The 15,643-nt window shown below is 51.6% G+C and carries 15 protein-coding genes and 2 pseudogenes; 3 read left to right on the top strand and 14 right to left on the bottom strand.

Annotated elements, in window-relative coordinates; translation table 11 throughout:
* Positions 1-302: 302 nt before the first annotated feature.
* Positions 303-623, bottom strand: coding sequence for a hypothetical protein (locus PSH90_RS08605; protein ID WP_236248998.1), 321 nt, complete (start codon positions 621-623; stop codon positions 303-305).
* A gap of 28 nt (positions 624-651) precedes the next feature.
* On the opposite strand from PSH90_RS08605, the gene PSH90_RS08610 reads away from it, so the two are divergent.
* On the top strand, positions 652-945 hold the full coding sequence (locus tag PSH90_RS08610) for an AraC family transcriptional regulator (RefSeq protein WP_240997389.1): 294 nt from the start codon (positions 652-654) through the stop codon (positions 943-945).
* Positions 946-1,428: 483 nt separating this feature from the next.
* On the opposite strand, the gene PSH90_RS08615 is transcribed toward PSH90_RS08610, so the two are convergent.
* The 10 genes and pseudogenes from PSH90_RS08615 to fabG all read right to left on the bottom strand — a co-directional run bounded on the left by PSH90_RS08615 (position 1,429) and on the right by fabG (position 9,866).
* Entirely contained in the window at positions 1,429-1,725 is a 297-nt protein-coding gene (locus tag PSH90_RS08615) for an antibiotic biosynthesis monooxygenase (RefSeq protein ID WP_122611430.1), read from the bottom strand.
* Between the two features lie 40 nt (positions 1,726-1,765).
* A pseudogene (locus PSH90_RS08620) lies at positions 1,766-2,736 on the bottom strand (zinc-dependent alcohol dehydrogenase family protein).
* Positions 2,737-2,797: 61 nt separating this feature from the next.
* Entirely contained in the window at positions 2,798-3,100 is a 303-nt protein-coding gene (locus PSH90_RS08625) for a helix-turn-helix transcriptional regulator (protein ID WP_122611912.1), read from the bottom strand.
* Between the two features lie 536 nt (positions 3,101-3,636).
* Positions 3,637-4,923, bottom strand: coding sequence for an OprD family porin (locus PSH90_RS08630; protein ID WP_160769797.1), 1,287 nt, complete (start codon positions 4,921-4,923; stop codon positions 3,637-3,639).
* Positions 4,924-5,208: 285 nt separating this feature from the next.
* The gene (locus PSH90_RS08635; protein ID WP_160769796.1) at positions 5,209-5,496 is read right to left on the bottom strand and encodes a DUF2790 domain-containing protein; all 288 of its coding nucleotides are present in this window, start codon (positions 5,494-5,496) and stop codon (positions 5,209-5,211) included.
* 236 nt (positions 5,497-5,732) lie between these two features.
* Positions 5,733-5,897 (bottom strand): annotated as a pseudogene (locus PSH90_RS08640) (antibiotic biosynthesis monooxygenase); the annotation flags it as partial.
* Between the two features lie 40 nt (positions 5,898-5,937).
* Positions 5,938-6,912, bottom strand: a complete 975-nt coding sequence (locus tag PSH90_RS08645) for a zinc-dependent alcohol dehydrogenase family protein (RefSeq protein ID WP_122611915.1) — start codon at positions 6,910-6,912, stop codon at positions 5,938-5,940.
* Positions 6,913-6,973: 61 nt separating this feature from the next.
* Entirely contained in the window at positions 6,974-7,276 is a 303-nt protein-coding gene (locus PSH90_RS08650; RefSeq protein WP_122611912.1) for a helix-turn-helix transcriptional regulator, read from the bottom strand.
* A 253-nt stretch (positions 7,277-7,529) separates the two neighbouring features.
* Complete coding sequence (locus tag PSH90_RS08655) at positions 7,530-9,065, bottom strand: APC family permease (RefSeq protein ID WP_305382521.1); 1,536 nt, start codon at positions 9,063-9,065, stop codon at positions 7,530-7,532.
* 27 nt (positions 9,066-9,092) lie between these two features.
* Positions 9,093-9,866: a 3-oxoacyl-ACP reductase FabG gene (fabG, locus tag PSH90_RS08660; protein WP_122610603.1), complete on the bottom strand. Its 774-nt coding sequence runs from the start codon at positions 9,864-9,866 to the stop codon at positions 9,093-9,095.
* Between the two features lie 754 nt (positions 9,867-10,620).
* On the opposite strand from fabG, the gene PSH90_RS08665 reads away from it, so the two are divergent.
* Positions 10,621-11,670 carry an AraC family transcriptional regulator gene (locus tag PSH90_RS08665; RefSeq protein ID WP_122610602.1) on the top strand — a complete coding sequence of 350 codons (1,050 nt, stop codon included), beginning with the start codon at positions 10,621-10,623 and terminating at the stop codon, positions 11,668-11,670.
* Positions 11,671-12,009: 339 nt separating this feature from the next.
* Here PSH90_RS08665 and PSH90_RS08670 read toward each other — a convergent pair whose 3' ends face one another.
* The 3 genes from PSH90_RS08670 to PSH90_RS08680 all read right to left on the bottom strand — a co-directional run bounded on the left by PSH90_RS08670 (position 12,010) and on the right by PSH90_RS08680 (position 14,020).
* Positions 12,010-12,297 carry a LysR substrate-binding domain-containing protein gene (locus PSH90_RS08670; protein ID WP_370695119.1) on the bottom strand — a complete coding sequence of 96 codons (288 nt, stop codon included), beginning with the start codon at positions 12,295-12,297 and terminating at the stop codon, positions 12,010-12,012.
* 434 nt (positions 12,298-12,731) lie between these two features.
* Complete coding sequence (locus tag PSH90_RS08675; protein ID WP_305382522.1) at positions 12,732-12,845, bottom strand: hypothetical protein; 114 nt, start codon at positions 12,843-12,845, stop codon at positions 12,732-12,734.
* Between the two features lie 161 nt (positions 12,846-13,006).
* Positions 13,007-14,020, bottom strand: coding sequence for a phosphotransferase enzyme family protein (locus PSH90_RS08680; RefSeq protein ID WP_160769792.1), 1,014 nt, complete (start codon positions 14,018-14,020; stop codon positions 13,007-13,009).
* 264 nt (positions 14,021-14,284) lie between these two features.
* Between PSH90_RS08680 and PSH90_RS08685 the strand changes: the two genes are divergently transcribed.
* Entirely contained in the window at positions 14,285-15,595 is a 1,311-nt protein-coding gene (locus PSH90_RS08685) for an aspartate aminotransferase family protein (protein ID WP_160769791.1), read from the top strand.
* Positions 15,596-15,643: the final 48 nt, after the last annotated feature.

Here is a 15,643-nt window from a genome sequence, read left to right on the forward strand (position 1 = left end):
GCAGGTATGAACATATCATGAAGCAACAAAATAGCCAGAGGTTCAGCTTTCGATGCTTATGATTTTTCTAGTTTGGCGTAGGCAAAAGTTTGATTAAGGAGCTGATAGTGTTTTCCACATTCATAATTTGTCAATGCCGAATAAATGGCTTGAAGTAAATTTTTAGAGATTTCAATCGGCTTGGTTAAGGACGACGCGTTGTTGCATTTTGTAGCTGCAAGCTCCTCGGCGCCATGAAGGGCTCAGTGTTCAAATTTGCAGAATTATCAAATTTGAAATTTTTCAACTTGGAAGCGTCGAATTCATAAACTTGAACTTGAATTTTTTTGCAGGCGGTTAGTAGTTAATATGAAGGTGCTGCTCACTAGTATCACGCCTACAATGGGCGTTGCTGATTTGGAGTTGACAGAAATAAGTGCCGAATCCATGATAAAGAACTCCACGATGCCAATATTTAGATTTCTTGCCCAAACCGGAGGGGCATCAGCGCTATATTTCAGGGGAAGTATAAAAGATGGAATCAGCTTAATTCGTTCAGCACCGGCTCTTTTTAGAGTAGATTCGCGATCGTCGCCAAAGGGTTGTCTTTCACAGCGTAAAGAACGTCTTGCAAAAAGCTTCATTCTTTCAAGGATCAACGGTCAAATTAGTATCTCTGACGTAGCAGCGGCGTGCTCACTTTCTCGGAGCTATTTTTCTCGTGCCTTCAAAAAATCCACTGGATTGTCCCCTCAGCAATGGGTGATAAATGCTAGGATCGAAAGGGCTCGTATATTACTTCAGGTGAGTAACCTCTCGCTTACGGAAATAGGTCATGAATGTGGTTTCTCCGATCAATCGCACTTTACGAAGACTTTTTCTAAAAGTTTCGGCATTCCGCCAAGACATTGGCGTTGTTCCAATGGGGTAAAAAAGGGCGGTAGAGAGAAAAAAATAGCGCGGTAGTTTCGTCTGTTAAATAGACATCTTTTCTTCTCATCTGCGCTTAATAATTCCCTAGTGATTGCTGCCGATCAGAGTAACGCTACTGGTCGTTTTCCTTGTGGAACTGAGGGTGATAGTTCAAAGAGATTACTGTCTTCGTTTGGACAAAGCGTGCCATCTTCGTTGATTAAAATATCGCATGCAAAAAAAACGGAGGGCCGGCATTCCTTCTCGCGTGAGGCATCGTCAAGGTCAGAAACATAGCTTCTGAAAAAAGGCATTTGTAACTCCTGAGCAATTTCTACGAAATTGGTAAAAATGGGAGAAATTCCTAATGGTTAACTAACTGCACTATTGGCGTCCACCCGGCACAAGCACACATGTGTTAAGCAGTGCGAATTAATATCGCGAGAACGCCTTTGCCTAGTGTTATTGGGCCAAGGGCGCAGATGTCCGTTGACCCAATGATTCTCTGCAATGTGGGAATCTAGAAACCGATATTACCTATGGGAAATTCGCTCCTTCAATGTGATAGACCTGCGGCTCTTCGGAAAAATATTCCTCTAAGCCCATCATGAATTCCTGATGGTCGTCGCTCGCTTCGAAGCCCGGTGTGTGATCCTCGAGCGATTGCCACCGCACGATCAGGTTGAATTGCTCCGGTGTTTCGATCCCTTGGGACAGCATATGCCCGCAGTAACCTTTTGCGCGGGTGAGCAAAGGCGCGACCTTGGCAAATGCTTGTCTGAACGCTTCAGTGCGATCTTTGTGAACGGGTAGCAGAGCGATTTCATAAATCATGGCATTCCTCCAAAAAACTCAGTGGGTTTAAAGTGCACATTTACGGGATGAGCGATGGCTCGACCGCAATCACGATTTTGCCCTGAAGGCCGTTGTTGGGGCTTTCCAGCCGTGCATGGGCGAGCCCAATGTCGGCCAACGAATAGACCGCGCCAACGTGCGGGCGCAGTTGACCGCGCTCTACCAGTGCACTTAGCTCATCCAGTTTGCCGCGGTTTTGGCGGGTGAAAACGAAGTGATAACTGGCGTTCTTGCCCCAGGCCTGCACGAGGTTTTGTGGCTTTGCAATGTCCACAATCGAGACCACACGGCCCAATTGGGCGAGCACGTCGGGACTGCGTGTCAGGGTGTCGCCACCGATAGTGTCGAACACCACATCCACGCCGTGGCCGCCGGTTTCCCGCATGATGCGTCAACGTAATCTTCTTTTTCGTAGTCGATGAGTACATGGCCCCCATGTCTCGTGCGAACTCAAAGTTTGTTCGCGCACCGTCGTGAACACCCGGCGCCAATGGCTTTGGCCACCTGGATCGCCACGTGACCGACGCCGCCAGCGCCACCATGTACAAGAATACTTTCTCCCACTCTGAGGGCCGCACGCACGGTCAACGCTTCCCACACTGTCCCGCCCACCAAGGTCAGACTTGCCGCCTCAAGGTGGCTCAGCGATGGTGGCTTCTTCCCGATAATGCTTTCGTCCGCGACGTGGTATTCGGCGTAACTGCCTGGACCGTCGAAGATTTGCGGGGTGTACCAGACTTCGTCACCGGGGGCGAAGCTCTTCACACCCGATCCGACTTCTTCGACAACGCCCGATACGTCGTGCCCGGTAATGGCCGGCAGTGGCACGTAGTCGACGTAATCGCCGCGTCGGACCTGATAATCCAAAGGATTGATGGAGGTGGCGTGAACCCGCACCAAGACTTGTCCTGCACCCGGTACTGGCTTGGGCACGTCGCTCAACTCGAACGATTCCGGGCCGCCAAATGCTTTAAGTATCATCGCTTGCATGTTTGAGCTCCGCATCTATAAAAAGGGATATCGAGAAATATCGATATAATATATTAAAAAATTACAACTCTTTTCTTACTGCCTCAGCCAACGCTTTGATGGCTGCTTCATTACGCTTGTAGTAGGTCCACTGCCCGATGCGCCTGACCTCGACTAACCCTACTCGTTGCAGCGTTGCAAGATAGCCAGACACCGTCGACTGCGACAATCCAATGCCTTCTTGAATGCTGCTGACGCAGACCCCTACGGTGAAGACGTCACCCTCATCCTGCGGAGGGAAACTCTTTACCGGATCCTTCAAGCCTTGCAAGATCTTCAGGCGAGTAGGGTTGGAGAGGGCTTTGAAGACTTCGATCAGTTCCATGGCGCCATCATATCTAGAATTACCGATATGTCAATACGGAAATTGATCGACGGCATTTGGACTCCTCTCGACCCATGTCCTTCTCACATGTCAACCGTCTGAGAGAGAAGACTTCCATTTCCAAATTAAACCCGTCCACTGAATCTGCGCATTAAGCCGTTCGGATCGACCAATAAGATCCCCAACCGTTGGCTTCGCGGACAACCGTCGTGAGTGCGAATCTATCATCTGGGATGTGACGGGAAACTCTACAAGCGTTAGCTCAAGCAGGTGCGCTCGCTCATGTGCGTCAAGTGCAGGCGGCTGGATCAGTGAATCGGAGCGAAGTGCGCCTAGAACGGCCGTTTGCCCTCTAGCGTTTTTTAGCCACACGCCGCCAATGGTAGGCGCCTATGAAGTCAGGGTGGTCAGTTTGACTGCTACGCGGCTAATCATGTGTTGCACAGCGACTTTCGATCATTACAAAGAAGCCCCGAACCAGTTGGGGCTTCTTCCTTTGACAGCCTTTAATCCACCCTCGATAGCGCCGCCCATCATCAAAAGATATTAATCGGATAATCTATAAACACACGCACCTCATTACCACTAACGTTGTACTCACTAGATTTCTGCGACACGCGTAAGACGGAGCTACGTAGTTTCACGCTGAGGTCTTTGGCCGGACCGCTCTGTACGATAAATTTGAACTGATTGAAAATTTCGCGCTCTGTCCCCCCTTCGCTAGTAGACGTGGTGATGTTATCGCCGCGCACGTAGGCTACATTGTAGCTTAGGCCAGGGATGCCGAAGGTGCTAAAGTCCAGACCGTACCCCAGTTGCCAACTGCGTTCGTCTTCAGCGTTGAAATCGGACCAGTAGGAGTTTGCCAAGTAAATGGTGTTGCCGCCGTCGCCGACTCGACCTTGGCCTTTCTGGTAGCCGCCAAATGCGTAGCCAAGATTGCTGTCGCCTGTACTGCGCTGATGAGCGATAGTGAACGAGTGCGGGCCATTTTTGAATGTGGCGGCCAGACTCCAGATTTTGTTGTCGTCGCCACTAGCGCCTTTTTGGCGAACGTAGCCATCATCCAGCTTGGTGCGATAGCCGTTGAAGTCCAGGGTGAGGGACTGATCCTTGTCGATCGGTAATAAGTAGTTGGCGTTGACATATTGCTTTTTCAACACATCTTCAACATCGGACGCGTAGACCGCTGCCTTGAATTGTTCAGTGAACTGGTAGCTACCACCCAAGACGCTGATCGAATTCAAGCCACCACTGTCACGGCCCTCCGCACTTTTGCGCGATTGGGCGGTGAAACGACCTGCATTCAGTTCCAGACCGTTGATCTCTTTCGAGGTGATCAGCGTGCCGGTATAGCTTTCCGGCAGCAGGCGCACGTTGTGGTAACTCAACACCGGCAGGGCCGGCATCTGGTCGCCGTAGGTCAATGTAGTACTAGAGAGCCGGAATTTAACCGCCGCGCCGCCCTTCGACAGGTCGTCAGCCGCGCTGCCGCTGTCGCCTTCTTTGAAGAAGTCGATACCTTGTGCACCTGTACGACCTTTCCCGCCATCCAGACGTAGAGCGTAGAGACCAAAAGCGTCCACGCCCACGCCGACTGTGCCTTGGCTGAAACCAGACGAGAACGTACCGATTGCCGACTGGCCCCACTCAGCTTTATCTTCACGACCGTCCTTGTAGTCACGACTAATGTAAGCGTTGCGCAGCAGCACATTGAGGCTGCTGTCTTCAACAAAGCCCTTGGACTCGGCCTGGTCGTTAGCCATGACCTGCGTTGCGCTCATCATCCCCAGAGCGATCAAACTGATTCGCTTATTCAACATTTTATTGTCCTTTTTACGAGTTAATACGCACTGTGCCGAACAGATGAAATGACGCTATGCGCTCTTTGTTTCATAAGACTGCTGGATGCATTGAATCAATGTTAAACGCGTTAATGAGCTGGGCTAAACGACGCGACAGTCCAGTACTATTTAATGCGCGAATTTAAATACGGAAAAATGCTTTGACGATCACGGAGTATACGTATGCCTCAGGGGTAGTCAAAATATTGTTGAGCCTTAATTGAACGTTTTAAATTTTGGGTTCTGATAAATTTAGGGAGCCTGTTAGATGCCGTTACTGTGATGTAAGTGCCTTTTGTCGCAAGCATCCGAAAGAACCCGATATTTCAGAGTTTCGGTTTTTCCAGATGAATCTATATATTTCAACATGCGGTCAACTGGCTCGCAAGTGCGGCTTCTTGTTGTTGATATAGATATAATCTTCGCAATGTCAAGCTTCATTCCATATTCATATGTTGTTGGGTCGCTTTCAGCGAGTACGCTAGAGGATAAAATTAAGCTAAAGCTGGCAGCAATCGCTGTTGCTAATTGTCTCAGTTTCTTGCTGGTCATATCTCACTCCGTAAAGTCGAATTATTGCTAAGGCTTTTTAAGTTCATTCTTTGAGTGTTAGTTGCAGCGGAGCAAAAGACATGGGACGCTCGGGTACCTAAGTACTGGTTAGTTGCTACATCTTCACTTTGTGCCTATGTAGCTGCATCGCATCGAAATAATGCCCTGAAAAAATTAAGTTATCTAAAAAATCGTATATCTTCAGAGACTGGCGTGTGCTCATCGAGCAATTGTCACCGCACGATCAGGTCGAATTGCTCCGGTGTTTCGATCCCTTGGGACAGCATATGCCCGCAGTAACCTTTTGCGCGGGTGAGCAAAGGCGCGACCTTGGAAAATGCTTGTCTGAACACCTCAGTGCGATCTTTGTGTACAGAGAGCAGAGTGATTTCATAAATCATGGCGTTCCTCCAAAAAACTCAGTGGGTTTAAAGTGCACATTTACGGGATGAGCGATGGCTCGACCGCAATCACGATTTTGCCCTGAAGGCCGTTGTTGGGGCTTTCCAGCCGTGCATGGGCGAGCCCAATGTCGGCCAACGAATAGACCGCGCCAACGTGCGGGCGCAGTTGACCGCGCTCTACCAGTGCACTTAGCTCATCCAGTTTGCCGCGGTTTTGGCGGGTGAAAACGAAGTGATAACTGGCGTTCTTGCCCCAGGCCTGCACGAGGTTTTGTGGCTTTGCAATGTCCACAATCGAGACCACACGGCCCAATTGGGCGAGCACGTCGGGACTGCGTGTCAGGGTGTCGCCACCGATAGTGTCGAACACCACATCCACGCCGTGGCCGCCGGTTTCCCGCATGATGGCGTCAACGTAATCTTCTTTTTCGTAGTCGATGAGTACATCGGCCCCCATGTCTCGTGCGAACTCAAAGTTTGCTTCGCGCACCGTCGTGAACACCCGGGCGCCAATGGCTTTGGCCACCTGGATCGCCACGTGACCGACGCCGCCAGCGCCACCATGTACAAGAATACTTTCTCCCACTCTGAGGGCCGCACGCACGGTCAACGCTTCCCACACTGTCCCGCCCACCAAGGTCAGACTTGCCGCCTCAAGGTGGCTCAGCGATGGTGGCTTCTTCCCGATAATGCTTTCGTCCGCGACGTGGTATTCGGCGTAACTGCCTGGACCGTCGAAGATTTGCGGGGTGTACCAGACTTCGTCACCGGGGGCGAAGCTCTTCACACCCGATCCGACTTCTTCGACAACGCCCGATACGTCGTGCCCGGTAATGGCCGGCAGTGGCACGTAGTCGACGTAATCGCCGCGTCGGACCTGATAATCCAAAGGATTGATGGAGGTGGCGTGAACCCGCACCAAGACTTGTCCTGCACCCGGTACTGGCTTGGGCACGTCGCTCAACTCGAACGATTCCGGGCCGCCAAATGCTTTAAGTATCATCGCTTGCATGTTTGAACTCCGCATCTATAAAAAGGGATATCGAGAAATATCGATATAATATATTAAAAAATTACAACTCTTTTCTTACTGCCTCAGCCAACGCTTTGATGGCTGCTTCATTACGCTTGTAGTAGGTCCACTGCCCGATGCGCCTGACCTCGACTAACCCTACTCGTTGCAGCGTTGCAAGATAGCCAGACACCGTCGACTGCGACAATCCAATGCCTTCTTGAATGCTGCTGACGCAGACCCCTACGGTGAAGACGTCACCCTCATCCTGCGGAGGGAAACTCTTTACCGGATCCTTCAAGCCTTGCAAGATCTTCAGGCGAGTAGGGTTGGAGAGGGCTTTGAAGACTTCGATCAGTTCCATGGCGCCATCATATCTAGAATTATCGATATGTCAATACGGAAATTGATCGACGGTATTTGGAGCTGATCCGATTCCAGTCGCTCTCACATTGCAGGCCTTCTGAAGGGAGAGGATGTGAAGTTTTCATGTACGCCGCTCATTGGCTTTTCTCATGCTCCGGCAGACACTGGCGAAGCGCGCCATCCGAGCTTTTGGCTTCTACATCACCTTCATTTATGATCGTACAGATTAGTATTTCACAACCACGATTTTCTCAAATGTGACGCTGCTCGTCGATGACAATACGGCCGATGATCTGATATTTGTGGGTATCGAAGTATTTGAAATATAGGGCGATACCAGCACCGACTAGAAAGCTCGCCAGCACGATGTAGGGAATGAGTTGGTAGAGCAGCGAGCTGACGGCATTACCGGCAGCAAAGCCCATATTGATCCACAGCAAGTAGACCACGTACAGCATCCCCAGACCGCCAATGAGCGGTGCCCAAAAGGTCTTGAACCAGTTCGCTTTATGGCGATTCTCTGGATCGAAATGGAACCAGGCGATGACTGCGAAAGCACAGAGCGCTTGGACGATCATGATGCCCATGGTGCCAAGGATGGCTAGCAAGGTGAACATGTCCGCATAGGGATCTTTGCCCTGCTGCCAGAATGCCAAAACGATCAGCGTGGCGATCACCGTCTGGACAGTAGACGCCACGTGCGGAGAGCCGTGTTGCGGGTGAGTACGACCAATACTACGGCCTAGGCATTCAAACAGATTTTCTCGTCCGATTGCGTACAGGTAGCGCGACGCGCAATTGTGAAAAGCCATGGCGCAGGCAAAGGACCCGGTGATTACCAACACTTTGAACAAGGTTACTGCCCACTCTCCTAGATAAGTACGGGCCGGACCGTAAAACAATTCGGCAGCAGTTGCTGGATTCTGGGCCAGTTGAATTGCGTTGGCCGGGCCTGTTCCAGCGATGGCCATCCAAGAGACAAAGACATAGAACACTCCCACGCCGATCACCGCCATCATTGTGGCCAGAGGAATGATGCGCTTGGGATCTCGGGACTCTTCGCCATACATAGCGGTGGACTCAAATCCGACCCATGACCAAAAAGCGAAAAACAATCCAAGACCCGCGCTAGCGCCGACAACGCCCTCGGCCGGTTTGAATGCGTTGAGAGGATTGATCGACTCCACGTGCAAGCCATGCGCATCACCGCCATGTAACAACACTGCGAACGCAGTCACCCCCAACATGAGAATCTCGAGGATCAGGCAGCCGCCCAGCAGTTTGGCTGCCAGACTCAGGTCGAAATAACAAAGGATGCCATTTGCCGCGAGCATCAACAGCGCGAATAGCAGCCAATGGACATGTAAACCAAGTACGCTGTGCACGAATTCCTGGCAAAAAAAAGCAAAAATTCCCACCAGCGTGGCTTCAAATACAATGTAGGTCATGGTGACGGTAATGCCCGATGACATGCCTACAACCCGGCCCAGCCCATGGGAGATAAAGCCGTAAAAGGCTCCAGTCGCGGTGATGTATTTGGCCATCTGCGAATACCCCAGCGCGAACAAAGCCAAGATTACCGTAGCCACCAGGTAACCGGCGGGGGCAAATTGTCCATTACCGCTACCCACGGCAATTGGCACATTACCCAGCATTGCGGTGATCGGCGCCGCCGTCGCGACCGTCATGAATAATACGCCAACTAAGCCGACGGCGTTTTTGCGCAACCGCTGAATATCTGCAGGTGCTGAGTGCCCCGGTGAAGCATCACTGATAATTGTGTTCACGAGCATATTCCTTGTTCAGGATGTTTTTTAAACAAGGGCTTGAAGTGATTCAGGCAAGACCTGGCCGCCGTCGATGATCAAGCTCTGGCCGGTGATGTAGCTGGCTTCGCGGCTGGCAAAGAACAAAGCTGCGCTAGCAACATCCTCGGAAGTGCCCAGCCGCTTGAGAGGGATGGAAGCTGCCACGCCTGCTTGATAATCGGCGGCCACATCAAGGAAGCCCTCAGTAATGATGTTGCCGGGCAGTATCGCATTGACGGTGATACGGTCTTTTGCCAACTCAATTGCCGCAGTTCGCATGAATCCCAACTGCGCCGCCTTACTCGCGCCGTAATGAACCCAGCCTGGAGACCCAGTGACTGGGCCGGTGATTGATGAGGTGAGAATCACGCGACCGTATTCGGCGAACCGCAGAAGAGGCAGAGCGGCTTGCACGCATAGGAATGTGCCTTTGGCATTGGTGGCCATCACCCGATCCCAATCTGCCTCAGTCAGGCCTTCCAATGTTGAACTTGGGAAAATGCCAGCATTGCAGCACAGCACGTCCAGGCCGCCATGCATCTCCTCAACGGTGTGCATGAGAGCCTCGACAGAAGCGGCATTAGCCACATCGGCGGCTAGCCCCTCCACGTGCAAACCCTCAGCGCGCATAGCGGCAGCGACCGCTTCAATCTTGTCTGCGTTGCGGGCGGTAATAAATACTTTCGCGCCTTGAATACCAAATTGCCTGGCGATCCCTAGGCCTATACCACTGCTGCCGCCGGTGACTAAGACACTCTTGCCACTTAAAGACGTGAACATGTGCGCGGCTCCAATCATTTGAGAGTGGCTGGATAGTGAGTTAAACCTTCGCGCGCGGCTTGACCGTCGAGCACATTTTTTGTCCTCTGGCGTCAAATCAATTGCAAAAAATTTTTGTTATGTGCTCGCCTATCAAAGACCGGCTTACGGGTTTCAAGCGTTGACCCACGTCAGTTGGCACTTTTGGGGTCATCGGAACCCCGATATAGACGCCGCTATCGTTAACCCCAAGGGCTGGTGGTAGCTTTGCAAAGCTCTGCTCATACTGGTCGTCCCTCCAGATATTCAGCGCTTGATGTGTGACCATTCAAGGTGTGGTCGGCAGTAACATCCATTGGGGTAATTGGAAACATGTGCGGCAACTGCGGAGAGTCAATTGGTCGTTGATCGAGCTGTTCGTTGCAGGTATGGAGAAATGCCTTTGGATTTCAGTAACAAGCATCGCTTTTCAGCTTGGTAGAGGTGGACCCGCTTATAGAGAATCTAATGATGGAGGGCAAACTCGCATGAGCGACATGGATTATCACGGCTTCTACTGGTATTTCATAACCTTGCGTCAGCGCTGGAGCTCCTGTACATCACAATTAAGGTTTTCAAGCCGTTCAATCATAGAGAAGAGCTATCAGGTAGCGGATCGTTTCGCAAAGTATTCAGCGCGCACATAATTGGAGCGGCATGGGATTTGCCTTGTTCTTGTTGTTATGATTCTAAAACCGTTTTAGCGTCCTTATTAGCAACTTTTTGAGAGGTTGCCATGCAACTTGACACTTCGCGGCGATACGCCGATGAGCTTCAATCAATCGGCGTGCTCAGTTCGGCCGCAACAGGTCTGATCGAGTTTATCCAGCAGAAGGGGGGAGATGCAGATCGAATTTTCGGTCACGCGGGGTTCAATCCGGAGCATCTGCAGCATCCTACATTGAGTCTGGATCTCAAACAGTATTGCGCAGTTTTCGAGGAGGCTGCGCGCCAGACGCACGATGATAATTTCGGATTGCGTTACGGCAGTCAATTCAAACCAGACGGCCTAGGCATGCTCGGATACGTCGGCCTTTGCTCGGAAACCCTAGGAGATGCGTTGCGCAACGTGGTGAAGGTATTTCCAATACATCAGCAAGGTAGTCTGCTGCGATTTGAGGTGGAGGGCGAATGGTGTCGGCTTGATTATCAGGTTCAGTACGGCGCAATCTTTCGCAAGCGCCAGGATGCTGAATTGTCTATGGGGATGTTCACCAACTTGATTCGTCACTCTATCGGGCAAAAGTGGGCACCTGAGCGGGTGCATTTCGAGCATCCTCAGCCACAGGCTTGGCACGAACATTGTAAAGCCTTCGATGCTCCTGTTTTCTTCGGCCAGCCTTGTAATTCACTAGTGTTCAGGAGGAGTGCACTGGATAAAATTATGCCCGGCCGCGATAGTCGCCTATTATCTATCGTCATGGAAAGTATGGTGCTGTTAGCGCGGCAATGGGGTGAAAGACAAGGGGGGCATGACATCATTAATGATGTTCAAGCGCAAATCCGACTTCAGTTCGCTAATGGTGAGCCTAGCCTTGATCAAGTCGCAGAGCTACTTAAGATTACAAGTTGGAGCTTGCAACGTCGGCTTGGAGAGAAAGGGTTAAATTTTTCTGGCTTAGTTGATAAGGTGCGTCAAGAGCTGGCTCGGTATTATTTGACTCAGACACGTTTATCAATCTCCGAACTTGCACTTTTGCTTGGATATTCGGAGACCAGTGCTTTCTCGCGTGCTTTCCGGCGGTGGCATGGAGCCAGTCCAAAACAGTGTCGTAAGTCCGACTGAAATACGTTCTCCCTATCGGTATTAAGTAAGCTGCCGGCGATTTATTGCATTGATCATTCGCAGATCGAGCAATGCCGAGGCATGGGGTAGGGCGTATGTGAAGCCCCAAGACGGTTAGGTTTATGTTGATTTTAAACAAATGAGAGTGTACGTCGGGCGAGTGAGTACGGGTGTTGCGGTCTGAGGCTTTCTAACGAGGCTGTTGGCGAAAATTGTCATCCGCCCTTTTCTATTCATTTCAGATACAGGTGATACCTTTGTTGGGAAAAGGATGGATCAGGGCTAAAGCGAATATTAGTCGGGACAAAATGAACCAGTGTTCCGCTTTTATCGAGCGAATCAACCCGATAGATGCAAATGGGCCTCCAGTATCTGATCCCATATTGGAGGATCACCGATCTTCTCACCGAGAAAACCACCTAGCGCAAGCTGTTTGGATGAGATTTTCTGCGACTGGCGATACACCACAGAGATATTGCACCCTCGCGGGGTATAAGGTCCCAGTACCTCTATGAGTTCCCCCTCCACTATGGGCTGCGCGGCTAGGAAAGTGGGCAATATAGCCATCCCCAAGCCAGCCTTAGCTGCATCCATAAGCTGGTGACCACAACTGGTACGCTGCGACATCGAACGCGAAATGACGTCAAAGTGTTGTTAACCGGCAACGACCACATGGCATGGGGCTCACGATTCACGTAATGCATAGCAAAATGTTTGGTCAATTCTTGTGGGGTCAACTGTATACGTGGACACTCATATAATCTTGGCTGGCGCAGATGACGTGGCGGTTGTGCCTGATGGCTCTGGCCACTAGCGAAGAGTCTTGCAGCTAACCAATACGTACGGCCACATCGACCCCCTCCTCCTGCAAGTTAACCCGACGATCATCGTACTCAACATCTAACTGAAACTCGGGGTAATGCCTGACAAAGTACAAGATCGGAGCGAGGTCGAGGTAGCACGCACCAAAAACCATGGGCGCTGCCACACCCAAGCGTCCCCCGGACGGTAGCCTGAGAAATCTGAACGGCGTTTTCAGTCCTCAATATCAGCCAGTATGTCTATGCAGGGCGATAAAATAGTTCGCCCGGCTCGGTCTGTCTTGTATGCCTGCCCAGATCTAGCAAAGAGCCGCACAACCGCTTTTCCAGGTTTTGAATTCTGTGGGAAACCACCGACTGGCTGTACCCATACGACGAGCAGCTTCGGAAATACTACCCGCGTCCACTACGGCGACGAAAGAATACATTTCAGACAGCGTTTTCACGGCGCACCTCCGGATGAATTTTCTTTGATTACTGTTGTTTTCAGAGTGATAGGCTCACACGCGAAAGCTTCATCTAGCCGCGACTTGAGCAAGCTCGTTATTTAAATATCTCCGGCATAGTTCAACACTTTGCTGCGCCCAGTTAATTCCCAGGCTACGCGCTTGCAAGGTATCAGCGTGGGATCCGATCCAGGCCAAAAGCTGAATTCTCCGCTGAATGATGAAAGTCGGAATCATGCCTATGTCGTGAGCGCTCAAAGGGGTAATGCTCGTATAGCCGGTGAGCCAATGTTCAACCCATTCATCAAGCCGCTCGTGATTTTCGTAAAAACTCAGGGCGGCAGCTAGATCATGCATGTACCAACCGAAACCACAGTCATCAAAATCAATCACATGTGTTTGCTCATGATTGACCAGCAGATTAGCCAGACGCAGATCCGCATGGATTAATCCGTAACGCTTTTCGTCCTGACCATAGCTTGTCAATTCGCGACTCACGCGGTGCAATGTGTCCTCTATCAAACCCAAAGCGCTGCTGTTCAAATTGACCGCATCTCGCCAGTTTCCCCAATGTCCCTGGGGCCCGACCATACTCCGGTGATCCCAGACGATCCGGCGAAAATCAGCTGGGCGCTGCCATTCCTGACTATGCTTATGTAGCTTTGCGGTGATGGCGCCTAACCTATTAAAGGCACTCAGGTCTACATCTGTTGTGGGCTCAACCCCGGTTACCCAGTGGAATAGCACCAGATTAAGTTCTTTTTCGTCCCCCAACTGAGCATTCTGCACATGGTGCCCATCCAAGCCAGCGATGGGGTTCGGGACTTGAATACCTGAAGACCGCAAAGCATCCAACCAAACCAGTTCGTTCTCGATATCGGCCTTTTGGTGATAACCCAATTTATGAACGCGCAAGGCGTAACGTTGCCCACTCGGGGTATCGATGCGATAGGTGGCATTCTCTGAACGACATAATAAAGTTACTTGCCCTTGCACATGGGGGGGGTAGCAACTGGCGAGCGTGCGGGTAGCCGCTTCGTGCAGGGCCTGAATACCAAGTTCTTCTTGTTGTGCCGTGGTCATACGTCAGCTCCAGAGCGTTCTGATTAAAAGTCAGAGTCAGGATGGAGAGACTGTCTTGGACGTGCTTGACTTTGGGTTGAGCGATTTTGACTACAGAGGACAAATACCAATATCGCGAGCTAAAAATTGACCTCAGCGCAGATAACAAATCTCTCAAGGTCAAGTCCTGTGAAGAAACCATGGGCACCATCTCTCTCTAGGAAGCTCTGAAACGCGGATGGCGCGTATCGCACTCTTTGCATGTCTAGCGAGGCTCGGTCCACCATGTTGAAAACCAACGCTTTTTCGCAAGAAAACAGTCACACACTCTCGACACGCACCCGCCAGATGATCGAGCGTCGTCGTCGTTTGCTCGGCCCAGGTTATCAACTGTTCTATCAAAACCCGCTGCACCTGATTCGTGGTGAAGGTGTATGGGTTTACGATATCGACGGTCAGCGCTATTTGGACGTCTATAACAACGTGCCGTCAGTCGGACATTGCCATCCACGTGTGGTCGATGCCCTGTGTCGCCAGGCTCGCCTACTCAACACGCACACTCGTTACCTGCACGATAACGTGCTGGATTTTGCCGAAAAACTGCTGGGAACCATGCCTGGCGAACTGAGTCAGGCGATGTTCACCTGCACGGGCAGCGAGGCCAACGACTTAGCCGTACGTATCGCCCGTGACTACACCGGCGGTACCGGCGTGATCATCACGAAGTACGCTTATCACGGGCTGACCGCCAGCATTGCGGAATTGTCTTCCTCGCAGTTTCCGCAGATCGCAGCGAGCCCTGATGCACGCACGGTTGCTGCGCCGATTCATAATCCGACGAACCCCGAAGAAGTTGGCCGTCGATTTGCCGCCGACGTGCGTGCGGCCTTGGCCGATATGCGCCGGCACGGTATCAAACCAGCGGCCCTGCTACTCGATACCTTCTTTACCAGTGACGGTGGCTTTTTCGAACCGGCAGGTTTTTTGCGCGAGGCCGTTGGGGCTGTGCGAGAGGCCGGTGGGCTGTATATCGCCGACGAAGTTCAGCCCGGCTTTGGTCGTTCAGGTCGCCACATGTGGGGATTCCAATGTCATGACCTGATCCCGGACATCGTCACCCTGGGCAAGCCGATGGGCAACGGTCATCCAACGGCTGGTCTCACCGTCAAGCCGGAAATCCTTGAGCGTTTCGCCAGCGAGTCCGGCTATTTCAACACCTTCGCCGGCAACCCAGTGTCGTCCGCGGTGGGGCTGGCGGTATTAGAGGTGATCGAGAAGGAAAACCTCATCGCGAATGCCCATGAGTCCGGCAAGTTTTTGCTCGAAGGGCTCAAGAGCCTAGCCGCGCGCCACACAGTCATCGGAGATGTTCGCGGCATGGGGCTGTATGCCGGCGTCGACTTCACGAGCCCGGACGGCACCCCGGATGCTGCGACCGCGGCAAGAGTGGTCAACTGCCTACGAGAGGAAAAAGTGCTGATCGGCGCCGCCGGACCACATGTTAATACTCTCAAAATCAGGCCACCGTTGGTATTCCAGCGTGAGCACGCAGAGATACTCCTCAACAGCCTTGAGCGAGTGCTCGAACGACTCTGACCGGCGCAGCCCTACTGCGCTCGACAATCACAAGAATAATGTCACGGA

This window comes from Pseudomonas sp. FP1762 (assembly GCF_030687105.1).
Lineage (GTDB): Bacteria > Pseudomonadota > Gammaproteobacteria > Pseudomonadales > Pseudomonadaceae > Aquipseudomonas > Aquipseudomonas siliginis.